The following is a 15,354-nucleotide window of genomic DNA, read 5'->3' on the forward strand; positions in this document are numbered from 1 at the left end:
AGACAATTCCTGACATCCCCTCAGGTACGCTTGACCATTATTGGTCTGTATTTGAGGGGTACTATGGCTAACTGGTTGAACCAATTACAATCACTTCTTGGGCAAAAAGGCGCTTCTGCATCGCCTTCCGGTGAACAGGGGTTAAATAAACTGCTGGTTCCCGGCGCGCTGGGCGGTCTGGCTGGACTGTTGGTCGCCAATAAGTCTTCGCGCAAATTATTAACTAAATACGGTACTGGCGCTTTGCTGGTGGGCGGCGGCGCGGTAGCGGGTTCCGTATTGTGGAATAAGTACAAAGATAAAGTACGCGCTGCGCATCAGGGGGAGCCGCAATTCGGCAGCCAAAGTACGCCGCTGGATGTTCGCACTGAGCGACTGATCCTGGCGCTGGTTTTTGCTGCAAAAAGCGATGGGCATATTGATGCCAAAGAACGCGCGGCGATTGAGCACCAACTGCGAGAATCAGGTGTTGAAGAGCAAGGGCGTGTGTTTATCGAAAAAGCTATTGAGCAGCCGCTTGATCCACAACGTCTCGCACAGGGTGTTCGCAATGAAGAAGAAGCCCTGGAAATCTACTTCCTGAGCTGCGCCGCCATTGATATTGACCACTTTATGGAACGTAGCTATCTGAATGCGTTAGGAGACGCACTAAAAATTCCTCAGGAGGTTCGGGACGGTATCGAGCAGGACTTGCAGCAGCAAAAACAGGCGCTACCAGGCTGATAACCTGCCATTAAGTAACATGTTTCGCTTGCATCATGCGTGTCTTTTGCCACCCTTATAGGATGGATAGTTTACGTCATTCATGTTGCAGGATAGCGGCGAAGCAGTGACATCTCAGGCGCTTACCGAGGTGAGCGACCGGGACTACCATGCTACGCCGCTGTGTTTGCCGCGTGATATATAACAAATATTAACGCAAAAGAAAAAACGACATGTTGCCAAAAGCCAATCGAATTCCCTATGCCATGACCGTACATGGCGATACGCGCATTGATAATTATTACTGGCTGCGAGATGACACTCGCTCGCAGCCGGAAGTCCTTGATTACCTGCATCAGGAAAATGAGTATGGCCGGAAGGTCATGACCTCTCAGCAGGCGTTACAGGACCGCATTCTAAAAGAAATTATCGATCGTATCCCGCCCAGAGAAGTTTCCGCTCCGTATGTGAAAAATGGCTATCGCTACCGTTATATCTATGAACCCGGCTGCGAATATGCCATCTATCAACGACAATCGGCGTTAAGCGAAGAGTGGGATGTGTGGGAAACCTTGCTCGATGCGAACCAGCGGGCCGCGCACAGCGAATTTTATACGCTCGGCGGACTTGCCATTACGCCGGATAATACCATCATGGCGCTGGCGGAAGATTATTTATCCCGTCGTCAGTATGGGTTGCGTTTTCGTAACCTCGAAAGCGGTAACTGGTATCCGGAACTGCTGGATAACGTTGCGCCTGAATTTGTCTGGGCCAATGATTCCCTGACCCTTTACTATGTGCGTAAGCATAAGAAGACGCTGCTGCCCTATCAGGTTTGGCGGCACACGATTGGCACTCCGTCATCGCAAGATGAACTGGTATATGAAGAGAAAGACGACACCTTTTATGTCAGCCTGCATAAAACCACTTCGCAGCATTATGTGGTAATTCATCTTGCCAGCGCCACCACTAGCGAAGTGCTATTACTTGACGCGGAACTGGCCGATGCCGAGCCGTTTTCATTCTTACCGCGCCGCAAAGACCACGAATATAGTCTCGATCACTATCAACATAAGTTTTACCTGCGCTCTAACCGGAACGGTAAAAACTTTGGGTTGTACCGTACCCGCGTGCGCAATGAAAACGCCTGGGAAGAGCTGATCCCTCCGCGCGAGCATATCATGCTGGAAGGGTTTACCCTGTTTACCGACTGGTTAGTGGTCGAAGAGCGTCAACGGGGGCTTACCAGCCTGCGGCAAATTAACCGTAAAACCCGTGAAGTGATAGGCATCGCCTTTGACGATCCGGCCTACGTGACGTGGCTTGCCTATAATCCCGAACCTGAGACCTCCCGGCTGCGTTACGGCTATTCTTCAATGACGACGCCAGATACCTTGTTTGAACTGGATATGGATACCGGAGAGCGACGGGTACTTAAACAGACGGAAGTGCCTGGGTTTGATTCTGGCTGTTATCAGAGCGAACACCTGTGGATCACCGCACGCGACGGTGTCGAAGTGCCGGTATCGCTGGTTTATCATCAGAAGTATTTTCGTAAAGGGCAAAATCCGCTTCTGGTTTACGGCTACGGATCTTACGGTTCCAGTATTGACGCCGACTTCAGCAGCAGCCGACTGAGCTTGCTGGATCGTGGCTTTGTTTACGCAATCGTACACGTTCGCGGCGGCGGTGAGCTGGGGCAGCAGTGGTATGAAGATGGCAAATTCCTCAAAAAGCGGAATACTTTTAATGACTATCTTGATGCCTGCGATGCCTTATTAAAACTGGGTTACGGTTCACCGTCGCTGTGTTATGGGATGGGCGGGAGCGCGGGCGGAATGCTAATGGGCGTCGCTATCAACGAACGCCCCGAGCTTTTCCACGGCGTTATTGCCCAGGTACCCTTTGTTGATGTATTAACCACGATGCTGGATGAGTCGATCCCACTAACGACAGGAGAGTTTGAAGAGTGGGGGAACCCGCAGGATATTGAATATTATGACTATATGAAAAGCTATAGTCCTTATGACAATGTCAAAGCGCAGGACTATCCGCACCTGCTGGTGACGACAGGATTGCACGATTCCCAGGTGCAATACTGGGAGCCGGCGAAGTGGGTGGCAAAATTACGCGAGCTAAAAACGGACCAACGTCTGCTGCTGTTATGTACGGATATGGACTCCGGGCACGGTGGTAAGTCGGGGCGGTTTAAATCCTACGAAGGCGTCGCGCTGGAGTTCGCCTTTTTAATCGGCCTGGCGCAGGGAACCTTACATAGCGCATAGACGTGCGCCCGCAATGGCTTGTGAGCGTCGCGGGTTATTGTGGTGTTCCATTGCTGCGTTGCTCGCCAGCCTGAACATCTTCCAGGTAGTGTTTAAGCGTCAGGCGAAGTTCCGGGCTCATATTATCAAGGTTATTAAAAAGCCAGCGTAAATAGCCCGGATCGCGTTTTGCGACTTCAGATACCGCCTTACCGCGGTATTTACCGAACGGGAAAGTGGTTAACAGCGCAGGACGGCCCGTGATATTGACCATCTCTTCCGCGGTCCAGCCGGTGGTTCGCATAATATCAATCAGCAAGGCGGCGGTGATATAGCAATCATAAAGCGCCCGGTGATGATGCAGCCCCGGCGGCGTTTGTACGCTTAGTTTACGCGATTTATAGAGCGCCATATTGCTGTATTTTATTCCCGGCCACAGGCGTCGCGACAACTTCATGGTACAGATCCACTCACCCGGCAATTCAGGTAATACGCGTCTGTCGAAACTGGCATTGTGAGCGACATACCACTCACTACCGTAATAAAGCGGTATGACATCTTCAATCCACGGCTTATCGGCGACCATGGCTTCGGTAATACGGTGTATCGCCATCGCCTGCGGCGTAATAGGGCGATCGGGGCGTATCAGGTGACTCATGGGATTGACAATGTTGCCATCAATGACATCTACAGAGGCTATCTCTACGATCCCGCCCTGCAGCCCGCAGGTTTCCGTGTCTATAATCCGCAACATGATTCATTCCTCACCGAAAGACCTTAGCGTAATGGAATGATATCGCCTTGCCAACCCTCCGTTGTGCGCAGACCCGTCAGTAATAGCGAACCGCAATCGGCACGAACAATAAGTTGCCCGCTTTCATCCCACAGCGCGCTACTGCCACAGGCATTGGCCATCAGTACGGCCAGCGCATATTTATGCGAAAAACGTTGTAAGCGTGAGGTAGAAGCATGTAGTTCAGGTTCGTTAAGACATTGACTGGTTGTGAATAACGTAAATGAGGGATCTATATCACCACCTTCTGGCTGCTCATCCACCACGTTGATAGCGCTTCGCTGCCTGGCAATACAGGCGCCATGACTTTTGTGAAACATGAGCGGCGACGTTAGCCATGGGGCAAAAATAGCGATGCCTTTTACGAAGCGGCAGTTATGCTCAACAGGCATACCCACAATGATAGTCATATGGTGGGTATCGGCCGCATGAGTGAGCGGCTGTAAAAGCGCCTCGTCAGGCGGGGCGGGCAACGATTTATTCCTTTCGTCGCAGCCTAATAGCGACAGTGACGGAAAGACCAGCAGTTCGCACTGTTGACGAGCCGCAAGCTCAATATATTCCAGATGATGGGCGACATGCTCCGCCGGCGAGGCGTTCAGGGGCGCATACTGCGCAGCAGCAATTTTCCAGGAGGACATAATGACTTCCTTTTCATAGTCTCTACAGCCATTCTAAAAAGCATAGGTTAAGAATCGCCTTATAATGTAGTCGTCTGCATGTAAGGAAGTGTAACGTTATATAATTTTTATTTAACTTTGGGTTCGTAAGGGAGTCGGGATAGTGATACGGAAGCCAGACGATGGGCAATCAGCCGCTCGCGAAACCAGGCGCGTAGGTGCTCTGGCTGCTCACGTTCGACCGCCTCCGCGACAACTGGCATATTGTAGCGCTCTTTAAATGCCACCCCGGCTGCCGCCAGGTCCACATTGACTTTATCCATTTCCGCTTGTTCAAGCTGAGCCAGATTCGTTTTCATACGCGTCTCCTTTTTTGTTGCCGCCAGAAGGTACTAAGAGTCCGCGGTAATGGCAAGGTGGAAATGATGATCCTCGACTCATTGATTGTTGAAGGTTATTCTTTGTAACGTAGGCATAACAAAAAGGAATAGTGAATATGGCTTCTTCTGCACCATCGCGACGTTTAGCTTTACTGTTGCTGGCATCGACATTTGCGACGCCAGCGGCCTGGGCACATGCGCACCTGACGCATCAGTATCCAGCGGCGAATGCTGCCGTTACGGCCTCGCCACAGGCGCTGACTCTGAATTTTTCTGAAGGGATTGAGCCAGGGTTCAGCGGCGCAACCATTACTGGCCCTCAGCAAGAGCTCATCAAAACGCGCCCGGCAAAGCGAAATGAACAGGATAAAACGCAGTTGATTATCCCGCTTGAGCAGCCGTTAAAATCTGGCGCTTACACGGTAGACTGGCACGTTGTGTCGGTGGATGGACATAAAACAAAAGGGAAATACACCTTCAGCGTGAAATAAATGATGCTGACATTCGTCTGGATAACTCTCCGATTTATTCATTTTGCTAGTTTGATGCTGGTCTACGGCTGCGCGCTTTACGGCGCCTGGCTGGCACCCGCATCAATTCGTCGTTTAATGACGCGTCGATTTTTACATCTGCAACGACATGCCGCCGCCTGGAGCGTTATCAGCGCGGCTTTTATGCTGGCAATTCAGGGCGGACTGATGGGTGGCGGCTGGCCCGATGTTTTTTCCGTCTCTGTGTGGGGCGCGGTACTGCAAACCCGCTTTGGCGCGGTCTGGATATGGCAAATTATCCTCGCGCTGGTCACGCTGGCGGTGGTAGTCATTGCGCCGGTAAAAATGCAACGACGGCTTCTTATTCTCACCGTTGCTCAGTTTATCCTGCTGGCAGGCGTTGGACATGCGACGATGCGCGACGGTGTAGCGGGAACATTACAGCAGATTAACCATGCTCTGCATTTACTCTGTGCCGCAGCCTGGTTTGGTGGGCTGTTGCCAGTGGTTTATTGTATGCGCATGGCTCAGGGACGCTGGCGTCAACATGCTATTAGCGCCATGATGCGTTTTTCTCGTTATGGTCACTTTTTTGTGGCGGGCGTATTGCTCACAGGCATTGGCAACACGCTATTTATCACGGGATTTACCGCCATCTGGCAGACCACCTATGGACAGTTGCTTTTGTTAAAATGTGCGCTGGTGGTGCTTATGGTAGCAATTGCGCTGACGAATCGGTATGTTCTCGTACCACGTATGCGACAGGAAAATTCCCGGACTGACCTATGGTTTGTCAGGATGACGCAAATTGAATGGGGAGTTGGAGGCATAGTTCTGGCGATCGTCAGCCTGTTTGCAACCCTCGAACCTTTCTGATGGACTGGCATAACGAATGAAAAAAATACTCCTTCCGGCGCTTCTGCTGGCCACTTCGGGCGTAGCGTTGGCGGCGCCGCAGGTGATTACCGTAAGTCGTTTTGAAGTAGGAAAAGACAAGTGGGCGTTTAATCGGGAAGAGGTCATGTTGACCTGTCGGCCTGGCCAGGCGCTCTATGTGATCAACCCCAGTACGCTGGTGCAGTATCCCTTGAATGCCATTGCCGAACAGCAAGTAGCGGAGGGTAAAACGCGCGCTCAGCCTATTGCCGTCATTCAAATCGATAACCCGGCGAAGCCCGGTGAGAAAATGAGTCTGGCGCCGTTTATCGAACGTGCGCAAAAGCTTTGTGATCCATCCAATAGCTGACTGATTTTTAATAAAAAACCGTAAACCTTCACGAAAAGGCTTACGGTTTTTTTATCTCTGATGACAGACAATACGCCAGGTTTTTTCAATCACCTTCGTCACAAACTGGAAAACCTGGCGTCGTCATCTATTCTTAAAGGGCAAGGCGATTTAGCCTGCATTAATGCCAACTTTTAGCGCACGGCTCTCTCCCAAGAGCCATTTCCCTGGACCGAATACAGGAATCGTATTCGGTCTCTTTTTATTTAGATTATAAATCAATGGGTTATGTGTTTCCCCTCGAAATTCCTCGAAATTTCCTCGAATTTCTGTATTCCGGTCTTTTTGGTTATATCACATCCAAATCCAGTTTAACATTTCTTTTACAACAAAATCAGAGCATCACGTAAGCTTTATTATCGCGTTCATCGAGATAGAGTTTCGTGGTGTTCTCTGAGGTGTGGCCCAGGAGTTTTTGAGCGAATTCCTCGCCGAGTTCGTCTTTGTACAGCCGACCAGCCAGGCTACGGATCTCGTGAAATGTCGGTGGGTTATCACTACATTTAACGTCTGAAATTTTTCTGGCTTTTACAAATTTCTTTGTCAGCCCATCCGGGTGAATATTCCCGGTCGGGCTATTTTTCCTGATTCCTGCACTGATCATGAAATCAGTTCTGCTTACCAGCCGGCAGCGATCGATAACCGTTCCCGGACGTAACCCTGGCACCTCAAGGGTCAGGGATCTGCCTGCCAAAATTGAACGCCCGGGCGCTGATGCCGGATGATCTGGTCATCGTAGAAAGCGCCCCTGAAAAAATCGACACCTTTAGCTGCAAAATGACAGTCCCGCCATCCGGTCATCATAACGGATTTTTCTTCTGCACCTACTGAAGCCCGCCATGGCAGGACGACCATGAATCCGTCGATAACCTTATTGTGAAATTAAGACCAGGGAAAGAGGATGTCCGCCAGACAGACATTATTTGTAAATTTATAAAGGTTTTTTATTATGCCCTTGCATGTTGGACGCGGATGTCTTCCCGCCACAATTACTAATCTTCGTATTAACTGTATAGCCCAATCTGCAACCCCGCCTGAAATGAGCTTATGGGAAAAAATTAAGGAGTTTTTCTGCTCAACGCACCAGACTGAAGCGCAGGAATGTATCTGGACGATTTGCCACCCTTCGGTCGGAACGACGCGGGAGGATGTAGTCAGCAGATTTGAACAGCTCAGGATGCTCGTGTATGCCGGATACGAGGAAAGCATTCACTCCGGCCGCCACGGGGAAAGCCACTTCTGTATCCTGGATGCAGACAACCAGGAGATATTGTCGGTCACCCTTGATGACGCCGGGAACTATACCGTGAATTGCCAGGGGCACAATGAAACATATCGCTTCACCATGGACATAGAACAGGGAGAGGAATGTACAGAACATGCGGAAGGGGCATCCGGGACACTCCAGGTATCCCCCCTTCCGGCTCCGGCGGCTCCACAGACACCAGCAGAGTATGATGCTGTCTGGTCAGAATGGAAGGGGGCTGCGCCAGCAGAAGAGTTACGCGGTCGTGCTGCGACGGTACAGAGAATATGTACCTGCCTGAATAACGGCAGTCGAGAGCTTAATGTGGGAGAGTCAGGCCTTACCGCCTTACCAGACCGTTTACCAGCGCATATAACAACATTGGTTATTCCTCATAATAATTATCTGACCAGCCTGCCGACGCTGCCGTCAGGACTGGAGGTGCTTACTGTCGAAGATAACCAACTGACCAGCCTGCCGCCGTTGCCGTCAGGACTGGAGGTACTTACTGTCGAAGATAACCAACTGACCAGCCTGCCGCCATTGCCGGCAGGACTGGTGGTGCTGACGGTATCAGGTAACCAACTGACCAGTCTGCCGCCGTTGCCGGCAGGACTACAGACGCTGTCGGTAGCAGGTAACCAACTGACCAGCCTGCCGCCGTTGCCGGCAGGACTACAGATGCTGTTGGTAGCACGTAACCAACTGACCAGCCTGCCGCCGTTGCCGGCAGGACTACAGATGCTGTCGGTAGCAGGTAATCAACTGACCCGCCTGCCGCCGTTGCCGGCAGGACTACGGAGGCTGTTGGTAGCAGGTAACCAACTGACCAGCCTGCCGCCGTTGCCGGCAGGACTACAGGTGCTGTCGGTATCAGATAATCAACTGACCAGCCTGCCGCTGTTGCCGGCAGGACTGGAGTTGCTGACGCTCGAGCGCAATCCACAACTGGTGCGCCTGCCGCCGTTGCCGGAAGGACTACAGACGCTGTCGGTTGATGCTAACCCACAGTTGACCCGCCTGCCGGCGCTGCCGTCAGGCCTACAACGGTTGTATGCCCGCAATAACCAACTGACCCGCCTGCCGGAAAGCATCACGGGTCTGTCTTCAGAGGCAAGCGTAAATCTGGAAGGCAATCCTCTGTCTGAACGCACTCTGCAGGCGCTGCGGGAGATCACCAGCGCGCCAGGCTATTCAGGCCCCAGGATACTATTCGATATGGCGGGAGCCTCAGCCCCCCGGGAAGCCCGGGCACTGCACCTGGCGGCCGCTGGCTGGCTGGTGCCTGCCCGGGAGGGCGAACCGGCTCCTGCAGACAGATGGCATATGTTCGGACAGGAAGATAACGCTGCTGCCTTCAGCCTCTTCCTGGACAGACTGAGTGAGACGGAAAACTTCATGAAGGACGCGGGGTTTAAGGCACAGATATCGTCCTGGCTGGTACAACTGGCTGAAGATGAGGCGCTGAGAGCAAAAACCTTTGCCATGGCAACAGAGGCAACAGCAAGTTGCCAGGATCGGGTCACACTTGCTCTGCACCAGATGAAGAACGTGCAACTGGTACATGATGCAGAAAAAGGGCAATACGATAACAATCTCGCGGCGCTGGTTGCCACGGGGCGTGAGATGTTCCGTCTGGAAAAACTGGAACAGATTGCCCGGGAAAAGGCCGGAACGCTGGCCTTGGCCGATGATGTTGAAGTCTATCTGGCGTATCAGAATAAGCTGAAGAAAGCACTCGGGCTGACCAGCGTGACGGCAGAAATGCGTTTCTTTGGCGTATCCGGCGTGACGGTTTCAGACCTTCAGGCTGCGGAGCTTCAGGTGAAAGCCGCTGAAAAAAGCGAGCTCAGGGAGTGGATACTGCAGTGGGGGCCGTTACACAGCGTGCTGGAGCGCAAAGCGCCGGAACGCGTTAACGCGCTTCGTGAAAAGCAAATATCGGATTATGAGGAAACGTACCGGATGCTGTCTGACACAGAGCTGAGACCGTTTGGGCTTGTCGGTAATACCGATGCAGAGCGCACTATCGGAGCAAGAGCGATGGAGAGCGCGAAAAAGACATTTTTGGATGGCCTGCGACCTCTTGTGGAGGAGATGCTGGGTAGCTATCTAGCGCCTTAACTGAACATGATATTCACCGCGCCAGGCGAATGGGGGACGTTGTACTTCGCCGGGCAGGGGATGCCGCAACAGTGGGCTATGAAGCGAGAAATGCTTTCGCCCCGGTACACCACCCGCTATGAAGACCTGCTTCTTCCTGATGTTAAGGACATCCTGATTGCCTGTGTGGATGGTCTGAAGGGCTGCCCGGATGCGATAAACAGCGTCTTCCCGCAAACCCATATCCAGCTATGCATTATCCATATGGTGCGTAACAGCCTGAAATACGTAGCCTGGAAAGACTACAAAGCCGTCACCAGCGGCCGGAAGATGGTCTATCAGGCCCGACCGAAGAGGCGGCACTGATGGCGATGGATGCGTTCGCGAAAGTCCGGGACGATAAATATCCGCAAATCAGCAAAAGCTGGCGTGCGCACCGGGAAAACCTCAATACGCTCTTCAGTTATCCGCCGGATATCCGCAAGGCCATCTATACGACAAACGCAATCGAATCCCTGAACTGCGTGATCCGTGCCGCGATTAAGAAACGCAAGGTGTTCCCAACGGATGACTCAGTACGAAAAGTTATTTATCTGGCAATCAAGGATGCGTCAAAAAAATGGAGTATGCCGATCCAGAACTGGTGGCTGGCGATGAGCCGTTTTATTATCGAGTTCGGTGACCGCCTGAGCGATCACCTTTAATAACTGGGCAGTTACACAGAATTACTGATAGGCTCATTCTTTTGTGTTGCGCATCTCTGTTTCTATTGTTTTAGATAGCCATAAGAGCTCCGTTGCTGAGAGTTTTAGTCGTGGGGTTCTTTCTTCTGTACCGGGTGGGCGCATTTCAAAACTGCAGGAACATCTGCTGAATACTGTATACTCCTGTATTTTGCATGTTGTTGAGATCAGTGTGCAATTCCTCGGTACTGGCTTGTTCTGTATAGGTCTGGAGATTTCTGGGTAGTGTCCTTGTGGACCTGAACATATGTTTTTGATTGAAAATGGCATCGTGTTTTATCCTTTACGCTGTGAAATGTTGTTTTGTGCTCTTCTGTTGTGATTGGTGATGTGACGGGATCGTCCATGCACCCTTCCTTTTATTGACGGCGTATCAGTCCATTGATGCCATGCTCGCTTAATTTGTCCAGCATCAGCAAGCCGTCGTTTTCTTTCTGCTGCAATTCAAGCAACTTAAACCGTATTTCGTTAAGTAAAGGTTTAATAACTCCGTGCTTGCGAACCACCTTTTTGATAACGTCTTTTTCGAAGTATAAACGGCAGAAGTGATTTTCATAATTCGCCTACACTTTTCACCCAGCGCTGGCAAATTTTCAACGCTGAAAGGCTGGGGAGAAGGGCGTCTAGTTGCTGAACAGAGAGCGTACCAAACGCCCTGATTCCACGCGTTATCAAACTTCATGCCGTGGTTATCATCCAGACAAGGCGCTTGAGGTTGCTCATGTCTTTTGGGGAAAAAGGTTCGGTGGTGGGTACTGGATATCCTGGATCGGGAAGTGGGTTCCACTGGTGCCAAATACAGGGTGCTGGTAAACCGGGTGGATACCTCAAATCCTGACAGGCCAGAGCATCAGCCTGATAAAATCGTATTACTGATTTCTAACCAGTGGCACATTAATTGTACCAGCTCAGACTCCAACTGACGGTCTGCTTTAAGCGAGTAGCGGACGTGGCCTGCCCCCAGGAGTAAAAACAAACTTTCTATTGATACATTTAATTAACTTATTTATAACGTTATATTCCAAATGCAAACTTGTTCAATTGGATATGTATGGACATTCAAATTACACATCAAGTTACTGAATTTGATAAAGAAGAACTATTAGCCGGATTAAGAAGCTACAATGCTCAGTTCGTCGATTTTAGTAAAAATGGGCAGCTTGGGGTCTACTGCAGAAACGAAAGCGGCGAAATGGTAGGCGGATTAATTGCTGACAGAAAAGGTCCGTGGCTCTGCATCGACTATCTTTGGGTAAGTGAATCTGCAAGGAGCAACGGTCTGGGGAGCAAACTTATGGATATGGCCGAAAAAGAAGGTTTGCGGAAAGGCTGTGTTCATGGACTTGTAGATACCTTTAGCTTCCAGGCTCTCCCTTTTTATGAAAAACAGGGTTATATACTTCAAATGTCGCTACCGGACTTTCCTAAAGTAGGTTCGCAAAGGCATTATTTAATTAAGCCTGGTTTATAGCTTTGCTGCATTTGAATACCCATAGCTTTATGAAAGCTGCAATCAGGTAGCTTTAAAATATATCGTACTGTTGGCCTGTACACACCATGTTCAGCGTCCGCTTCTGGCACAGGGCGGACAGTCAGATTAGGTTTGGCGCTGTGCCATAGATATGTCAGCTCACATTTGAGCTAATACACATTAATTATCTAAACCAGTTATTAACCACTTCCTCAAACCGCTGGGTTACTTTTTCTCACGGGAATTTCTCTTCCACACAACGTTGTCCATGTAAGGCAATATCGTTTAAATCAGGGGATGCCAGCGCTTTATTAATGTCCCTGGCAATGGTCTCCGGGGTCATTGGCTCCTGCAAATGGAAGCCGGTATCCCCCTCTTTTACGAGCTCAGTCATCCCGCCGCGTGTACTGACCAGTACAGGCTTTCCTGCCCCCATTGCTTCAATTGCAACCATGCAGAACGGTTCCTGGAATTGAAAGGGAATAACAACCAGATCTGCTAACGAATAGTAGTTGTATATCTCTTCAGGCGTTACACCTCCAACCATATGACAGTGTGGTTTTAGCCGTACTGCTAATTCCCGCACCTCACGCTGATAGGTTGCTTTTTCACCTTTACTTTTACTCATATAGTTACCAACGACAACTAACTCTATATTGTTGCGTTCCTTGAGGAGTTGTTCGAACGCCTGTAAAAGCAAAGTCACTCCCTTATCCGGTGATATACGGCCTGCAAAGAAAATCGTTTTTTCTCCGGAGTTATTCCCTGGTCAGACTTTTGCAGTAGTACAGCGTTTTTCTGATAGGCCTCCAGGTCAATACCATTAGGGACGATAGCGATATCAGCATCCGGCAGGTACGCCTGATAATGCTTCTTCAAAAACATGTTAGTGATTTTGTTTCCGGGGAGAATTCTACCTTTTTAACTTCGTCGATATTCAAAGGAATAACCGGGCCATCTACTGGTATATCGTTCATGATCTATCTCTCCTTTTATCTGGTTACTTTCGCATCGCAACGATATCAGGCGAGGTAATACGCCGCCAGAAAATGTCCTGGCGGCAATCTTTTTCTGCAGATCACATCAAAACCATCCAATGGAAGTGAGGGCAAATAGCAGCTTCCACTGCTAAGCGTTGTTTTATAAGAACCACTCAGGTTTCACGCCAAATCGTGCTGAAAGCGCTTTGATGTGCGTAATCGTTAACGAGCGCTGTCCGGACAGGATCTGACTTACCAGTGATTTGGAACCGATTTCTTCTTTAAGATCTGAGTATGAGAGTTTGTACTGGTCAATTAGCGTGCGCAGCAGGGCAACGCCAACCGGCATTTCAGCAACAGATTTGTTGAACTCGGCGAACTGCTTGCTGTTATCTTCGTACTCGGCAATTTTGCTTGCCAGGAAGTCAATCAGCGGGTTTTCATCGTCATTTTCGATAAGATAATCAACCAGCGCCAGCGCATCACGATAATCTTTCTCTGACGCGCTGCCACCCAGGAAAGGAACGGCGGCGACCAGCGCCTTTGTGGCTTCGATAGCTTTTGCGGTGTTGGCAATCATTCTTTATTCTCCCTGTAGTAGCGGGTCAGCTTGTCATATTCAGCGTGAGTGGCGATGTGTTTCACATAAAAGCGTTTGTTTATAAAGTTGATGTAAGCGATCACCCTCAGGTTGTTGCCTCCGACATCCAGTACCCACCACTTGTTACGGTACTTAAAGTTATCGAGACTCGGTATGACCTTTCGTAGCTCTGCCGGAGAAGAGAAATCTTTTTCGCGGACTAAGCGATACAGGGCTTTTATGGCTAACGAGTCATTGGGATATCGTCTTGCCGCTTCATCAAAAGGCTCTTTTGATATGACATGCATTAAGCGTTAAACCTGCCTGTTTACATTATGTGAATATTATACCAGTGATGCTTTTCGTTTACAATATGTGAACGGTTTGGTTTTGAACACACTTCAATTACACGCCCGCCCAATCAGCCACCTACATATCACATACCCTGACACCGTGGGCGAGGCGCTTTCCATCAACGGACAGACAATGAAACTTCCTGAACTTAACTGGCCCTGGGCCGCATACTTCTGGATCGGCTGTATCTGGCTTGGCTCTATTGCGCATTCAGCGTTTCGTGTGCTGGTGGGTGATGATGTCACTGTCATTGGTGTCATTCTGCAACTGATCGTCGCGTCGTTCGCCGGGCTGCTGGCAATCCTCATTGCCATCCGCTTTAACTGGAGCGCTGAAACAGCGGGGAGTGTCTGTTCAATCGCTGGCTGGGCCGGTGGCCGGTTCGTTCAGGTTGTTGAGCACAAGGTAATGACGATGATCGCGAAAAAGTGATCTTGTAAATTCTGACTGAGGAAATCCAAATGAAAAAAATTGTATTAGCTGTACTTGCGGCGGCTTCGCTGTGCGCGTTATCGGCGTACTCGACTTACACCGAAGCAACTGGCCCTAACGGGACAACGGTGAAGCATGTTGCTGTGGCGCCGGAAACCAGTGCGGTTATAGCGAACGGTGGGTGTATTAATTCTGGTGGTGGAGTGTGTGAGCAGCAGCCAGCACAACAGGCCGAATAATAAACATCCGCTAAGTTTGACGATGGTTTTTTAAGCATTACAGAAGCTCTTCGACGAGGGGCTTCGATAATGGTAAATTATCCCTGTATAATATGGGGGATTTATGGCTACCGAGATTACTTCTATTGCTGTCCAGTTTCCCTGGGCTGCGTTGATTACTGCTATTGCTGGGCTATCTGGTGCACTTGGTGGTGCATTTCTGGCAAATAAATTTGCCGAAAACAGATGGTACAAACAGGTTTCTTTTGAAAAAGAGAAAGAGCGTATCGCGATGCTTCGGGAAAAGGGTGAGGAATTACACATCCTTGTCTCAAAATGGGGAAAGGCGACTATTAATTACCAGCTTTACCAACTTCGAGTGATTAAGGGAGTATTAACAGAGGACCAGTTACACTCGCTTGCGGCTGAGCTTTCAACTGGTGGCGATGTTCACGACAGAATGGATGCATTGTTATATCTCTACTTCCCATCATTGGATAAATTTATGAAGGAAGTTCGAGAACATTTGTCAGAAGGACATAAAATTTACCATGCGGTAATCAACGGGGCATTGGATCGGGATAAGGGTTTAACTATCTTTGACAAGGAGGCTACTAATGTAGAAGCCGCAATAGAAAAAATTAAAATGGGTATAAGGAATGTTCTTCAGAACTTCAATTAAATAACCGAGT

At 49.8% G+C, this 15,354-nt stretch carries 18 protein-coding genes and 3 pseudogenes; 12 read left to right on the top strand and 9 right to left on the bottom strand.

The genetic code is table 11. From position 1 onward, the window contains the following. Window positions 1–63: 63 nt before the first annotated feature. Together ABVN36_RS13185 and ptrB are read left to right on the top strand one after the other, a co-directional pair. Window positions 64–723, top strand: coding sequence for a tellurite resistance TerB family protein (locus ABVN36_RS13185; protein ID WP_000024707.1), 660 nt, complete (start codon window positions 64–66; stop codon window positions 721–723). Window positions 724–935: 212 nt separating this feature from the next. Continuing rightward, complete coding sequence (ptrB, locus tag ABVN36_RS13190; RefSeq protein WP_000936999.1) at window positions 936–2,987, top strand: oligopeptidase B; 2,052 nt, start codon at window positions 936–938, stop codon at window positions 2,985–2,987. Window positions 2,988–3,021: 34 nt separating this feature from the next. Here ptrB and exoX read toward each other — a convergent pair whose 3' ends face one another. The 3 genes from exoX to ABVN36_RS13205 form a co-directional block, all read right to left on the bottom strand. Beyond that, the gene (exoX, locus tag ABVN36_RS13195) at window positions 3,022–3,720 is read right to left on the bottom strand and encodes an exodeoxyribonuclease X (RefSeq protein WP_000944282.1); all 699 of its coding nucleotides are present in this window, start codon (window positions 3,718–3,720) and stop codon (window positions 3,022–3,024) included. A gap of 23 nt (window positions 3,721–3,743) precedes the next feature. Then, entirely contained in the window at window positions 3,744–4,400 is a 657-nt protein-coding gene (locus tag ABVN36_RS13200; protein WP_000100257.1) for a carbon-nitrogen hydrolase family protein, read from the bottom strand. A gap of 107 nt (window positions 4,401–4,507) precedes the next feature. Then, window positions 4,508–4,738, bottom strand: a complete 231-nt coding sequence (locus ABVN36_RS13205) for a DNA polymerase III subunit theta (RefSeq protein ID WP_000856224.1) — start codon at window positions 4,736–4,738, stop codon at window positions 4,508–4,510. A gap of 137 nt (window positions 4,739–4,875) precedes the next feature. Here ABVN36_RS13205 and yobA point away from each other — a divergent pair, with 137 nt between their 5' ends. The 3 genes from yobA to ABVN36_RS13220 are packed head-to-tail and all read left to right on the top strand — an operon-like array spanning window position 4,876 to window position 6,496. Beyond that, complete coding sequence (gene yobA, locus ABVN36_RS13210) at window positions 4,876–5,250, top strand: CopC domain-containing protein YobA (RefSeq protein ID WP_000168393.1); 375 nt, start codon at window positions 4,876–4,878, stop codon at window positions 5,248–5,250. After that, window positions 5,251–6,126: a copper homeostasis membrane protein CopD gene (copD, locus tag ABVN36_RS13215; protein WP_023137953.1), complete on the top strand. Its 876-nt coding sequence runs from the start codon at window positions 5,251–5,253 to the stop codon at window positions 6,124–6,126. A gap of 16 nt (window positions 6,127–6,142) precedes the next feature. Then, window positions 6,143–6,496 carry a YebY family protein gene (locus ABVN36_RS13220; protein WP_000722368.1) on the top strand — a complete coding sequence of 118 codons (354 nt, stop codon included), beginning with the start codon at window positions 6,143–6,145 and terminating at the stop codon, window positions 6,494–6,496. A gap of 373 nt (window positions 6,497–6,869) precedes the next feature. Here the strand turns inward: ABVN36_RS13220 and ABVN36_RS13225 are convergent. Next, a pseudogene (locus ABVN36_RS13225) lies at window positions 6,870–7,223 on the bottom strand (tyrosine-type recombinase/integrase); the annotation flags it as partial. Window positions 7,224–7,484: 261 nt separating this feature from the next. On the opposite strand from ABVN36_RS13225, the gene sspH3 reads away from it, so the two are divergent. The 3 genes and pseudogenes from sspH3 to ABVN36_RS13240 form a co-directional block, all read left to right on the top strand. Next, a complete protein-coding gene (gene sspH3 / locus ABVN36_RS13230) occupies window positions 7,485–9,905 on the top strand; it encodes a type III secretion system effector SspH3 (RefSeq protein WP_024149295.1) in 2,421 nt (806 codons plus the stop codon). Between the two features lie 33 nt (window positions 9,906–9,938). Continuing rightward, window positions 9,939–10,037 (top strand): annotated as a pseudogene (locus ABVN36_RS13235) (DUF4113 domain-containing protein); the annotation flags it as partial. A gap of 9 nt (window positions 10,038–10,046) precedes the next feature. Next, window positions 10,047–10,588 (top strand): annotated as a pseudogene (locus tag ABVN36_RS13240) (transposase); the annotation flags it as partial. 145 nt (window positions 10,589–10,733) lie between these two features. Here ABVN36_RS13240 and ABVN36_RS13245 read toward each other — a convergent pair. Together ABVN36_RS13245 and ABVN36_RS13250 are read right to left on the bottom strand one after the other, a co-directional pair. Next, complete coding sequence (locus tag ABVN36_RS13245) at window positions 10,734–10,874, bottom strand: hypothetical protein (RefSeq protein ID WP_001576018.1); 141 nt, start codon at window positions 10,872–10,874, stop codon at window positions 10,734–10,736. A gap of 165 nt (window positions 10,875–11,039) precedes the next feature. After that, window positions 11,040–11,309 carry a hypothetical protein gene (locus ABVN36_RS13250; RefSeq protein ID WP_077908593.1) on the bottom strand — a complete coding sequence of 90 codons (270 nt, stop codon included), beginning with the start codon at window positions 11,307–11,309 and terminating at the stop codon, window positions 11,040–11,042. Window positions 11,310–11,678: 369 nt separating this feature from the next. Here ABVN36_RS13250 and ABVN36_RS13255 point away from each other — a divergent pair, with 369 nt between their 5' ends. Continuing rightward, complete coding sequence (locus tag ABVN36_RS13255) at window positions 11,679–12,098, top strand: GNAT family N-acetyltransferase (protein ID WP_023137951.1); 420 nt, start codon at window positions 11,679–11,681, stop codon at window positions 12,096–12,098. A gap of 235 nt (window positions 12,099–12,333) precedes the next feature. Here the strand turns inward: ABVN36_RS13255 and ABVN36_RS13260 are convergent, their stop codons facing one another. The 3 genes from ABVN36_RS13260 to ABVN36_RS13270 form a co-directional block, all read right to left on the bottom strand. Then, window positions 12,334–12,804, bottom strand: a complete 471-nt coding sequence (locus tag ABVN36_RS13260) for a glycosyltransferase (RefSeq protein WP_023137950.1) — start codon at window positions 12,802–12,804, stop codon at window positions 12,334–12,336. Window positions 12,805–13,238: 434 nt separating this feature from the next. Continuing rightward, window positions 13,239–13,658, bottom strand: coding sequence for a type II toxin-antitoxin system HigA family antitoxin (locus ABVN36_RS13265; RefSeq protein WP_000561389.1), 420 nt, complete (start codon window positions 13,656–13,658; stop codon window positions 13,239–13,241). After that, window positions 13,655–13,966: a type II toxin-antitoxin system HigB family toxin gene (locus ABVN36_RS13270; protein ID WP_000558157.1), complete on the bottom strand. Its 312-nt coding sequence runs from the start codon at window positions 13,964–13,966 to the stop codon at window positions 13,655–13,657. The genes ABVN36_RS13265 and ABVN36_RS13270 overlap by 4 nt, the downstream gene beginning before the upstream one ends. A 178-nt stretch (window positions 13,967–14,144) precedes the next feature. Between ABVN36_RS13270 and ABVN36_RS13275 the strand changes: the two genes are divergently transcribed. The 3 genes from ABVN36_RS13275 (at window position 14,145) to ABVN36_RS13285 (ending at window position 15,344) form a co-directional block, all read left to right on the top strand. Further along, window positions 14,145–14,444, top strand: coding sequence for a hypothetical protein (locus tag ABVN36_RS13275; protein WP_000775225.1), 300 nt, complete (start codon window positions 14,145–14,147; stop codon window positions 14,442–14,444). Window positions 14,445–14,473: 29 nt separating this feature from the next. Continuing rightward, the gene (locus ABVN36_RS13280) at window positions 14,474–14,683 is read left to right on the top strand and encodes a hypothetical protein (RefSeq protein ID WP_023137948.1); all 210 of its coding nucleotides are present in this window, start codon (window positions 14,474–14,476) and stop codon (window positions 14,681–14,683) included. Window positions 14,684–14,786: 103 nt separating this feature from the next. After that, a complete protein-coding gene (locus ABVN36_RS13285) occupies window positions 14,787–15,344 on the top strand; it encodes a hypothetical protein (protein ID WP_000179886.1) in 558 nt (185 codons plus the stop codon). The last annotated feature ends 10 nt before the right edge of the window (window positions 15,345–15,354 follow it).

Origin of the sequence: Salmonella sp. SJTUF15581, assembly GCF_043356775.1 — a bacterium.
Lineage (GTDB): Bacteria > Pseudomonadota > Gammaproteobacteria > Enterobacterales > Enterobacteriaceae > Salmonella > Salmonella enterica.

Excerpts from the sequence above, each read along its gene's own strand:
- ABVN36_RS13185 (WP_000024707.1), top strand. The coding sequence starts at position 64 with ATGGCTAACTGGTTGAACCAATTACAATCACTTCTTGGGCAAAAAGGC.
- ptrB (WP_000936999.1), top strand. The coding sequence starts at position 936 with ATGTTGCCAAAAGCCAATCGAATTCCCTATGCCATGACCGTACATGGC.
- exoX (WP_000944282.1), bottom strand. The coding sequence starts at position 3,720 with ATGTTGCGGATTATAGACACGGAAACCTGCGGGCTGCAGGGCGGGATC.
- ABVN36_RS13200 (WP_000100257.1), bottom strand. The coding sequence starts at position 4,400 with ATGTCCTCCTGGAAAATTGCTGCTGCGCAGTATGCGCCCCTGAACGCC.
- ABVN36_RS13205 (WP_000856224.1), bottom strand. The coding sequence starts at position 4,738 with ATGAAAACGAATCTGGCTCAGCTTGAACAAGCGGAAATGGATAAAGTC.
- yobA (WP_000168393.1), top strand. The coding sequence starts at position 4,876 with ATGGCTTCTTCTGCACCATCGCGACGTTTAGCTTTACTGTTGCTGGCA.
- copD (WP_023137953.1), top strand. The coding sequence starts at position 5,251 with ATGATGCTGACATTCGTCTGGATAACTCTCCGATTTATTCATTTTGCT.
- ABVN36_RS13220 (WP_000722368.1), top strand. The coding sequence starts at position 6,143 with ATGAAAAAAATACTCCTTCCGGCGCTTCTGCTGGCCACTTCGGGCGTA.
- sspH3 (WP_024149295.1), top strand. The coding sequence starts at position 7,485 with ATGCCCTTGCATGTTGGACGCGGATGTCTTCCCGCCACAATTACTAAT.
- ABVN36_RS13245 (WP_001576018.1), bottom strand. The coding sequence starts at position 10,874 with ATGTTCAGGTCCACAAGGACACTACCCAGAAATCTCCAGACCTATACA.
- ABVN36_RS13250 (WP_077908593.1), bottom strand. The coding sequence starts at position 11,309 with ATGAAGTTTGATAACGCGTGGAATCAGGGCGTTTGGTACGCTCTCTGT.
- ABVN36_RS13255 (WP_023137951.1), top strand. The coding sequence starts at position 11,679 with ATGGACATTCAAATTACACATCAAGTTACTGAATTTGATAAAGAAGAA.
- ABVN36_RS13265 (WP_000561389.1), bottom strand. The coding sequence starts at position 13,658 with ATGATTGCCAACACCGCAAAAGCTATCGAAGCCACAAAGGCGCTGGTC.
- ABVN36_RS13270 (WP_000558157.1), bottom strand. The coding sequence starts at position 13,966 with ATGCATGTCATATCAAAAGAGCCTTTTGATGAAGCGGCAAGACGATAT.
- ABVN36_RS13275 (WP_000775225.1), top strand. The coding sequence starts at position 14,145 with ATGAAACTTCCTGAACTTAACTGGCCCTGGGCCGCATACTTCTGGATC.
- ABVN36_RS13280 (WP_023137948.1), top strand. The coding sequence starts at position 14,474 with ATGAAAAAAATTGTATTAGCTGTACTTGCGGCGGCTTCGCTGTGCGCG.
- ABVN36_RS13285 (WP_000179886.1), top strand. The coding sequence starts at position 14,787 with ATGGCTACCGAGATTACTTCTATTGCTGTCCAGTTTCCCTGGGCTGCG.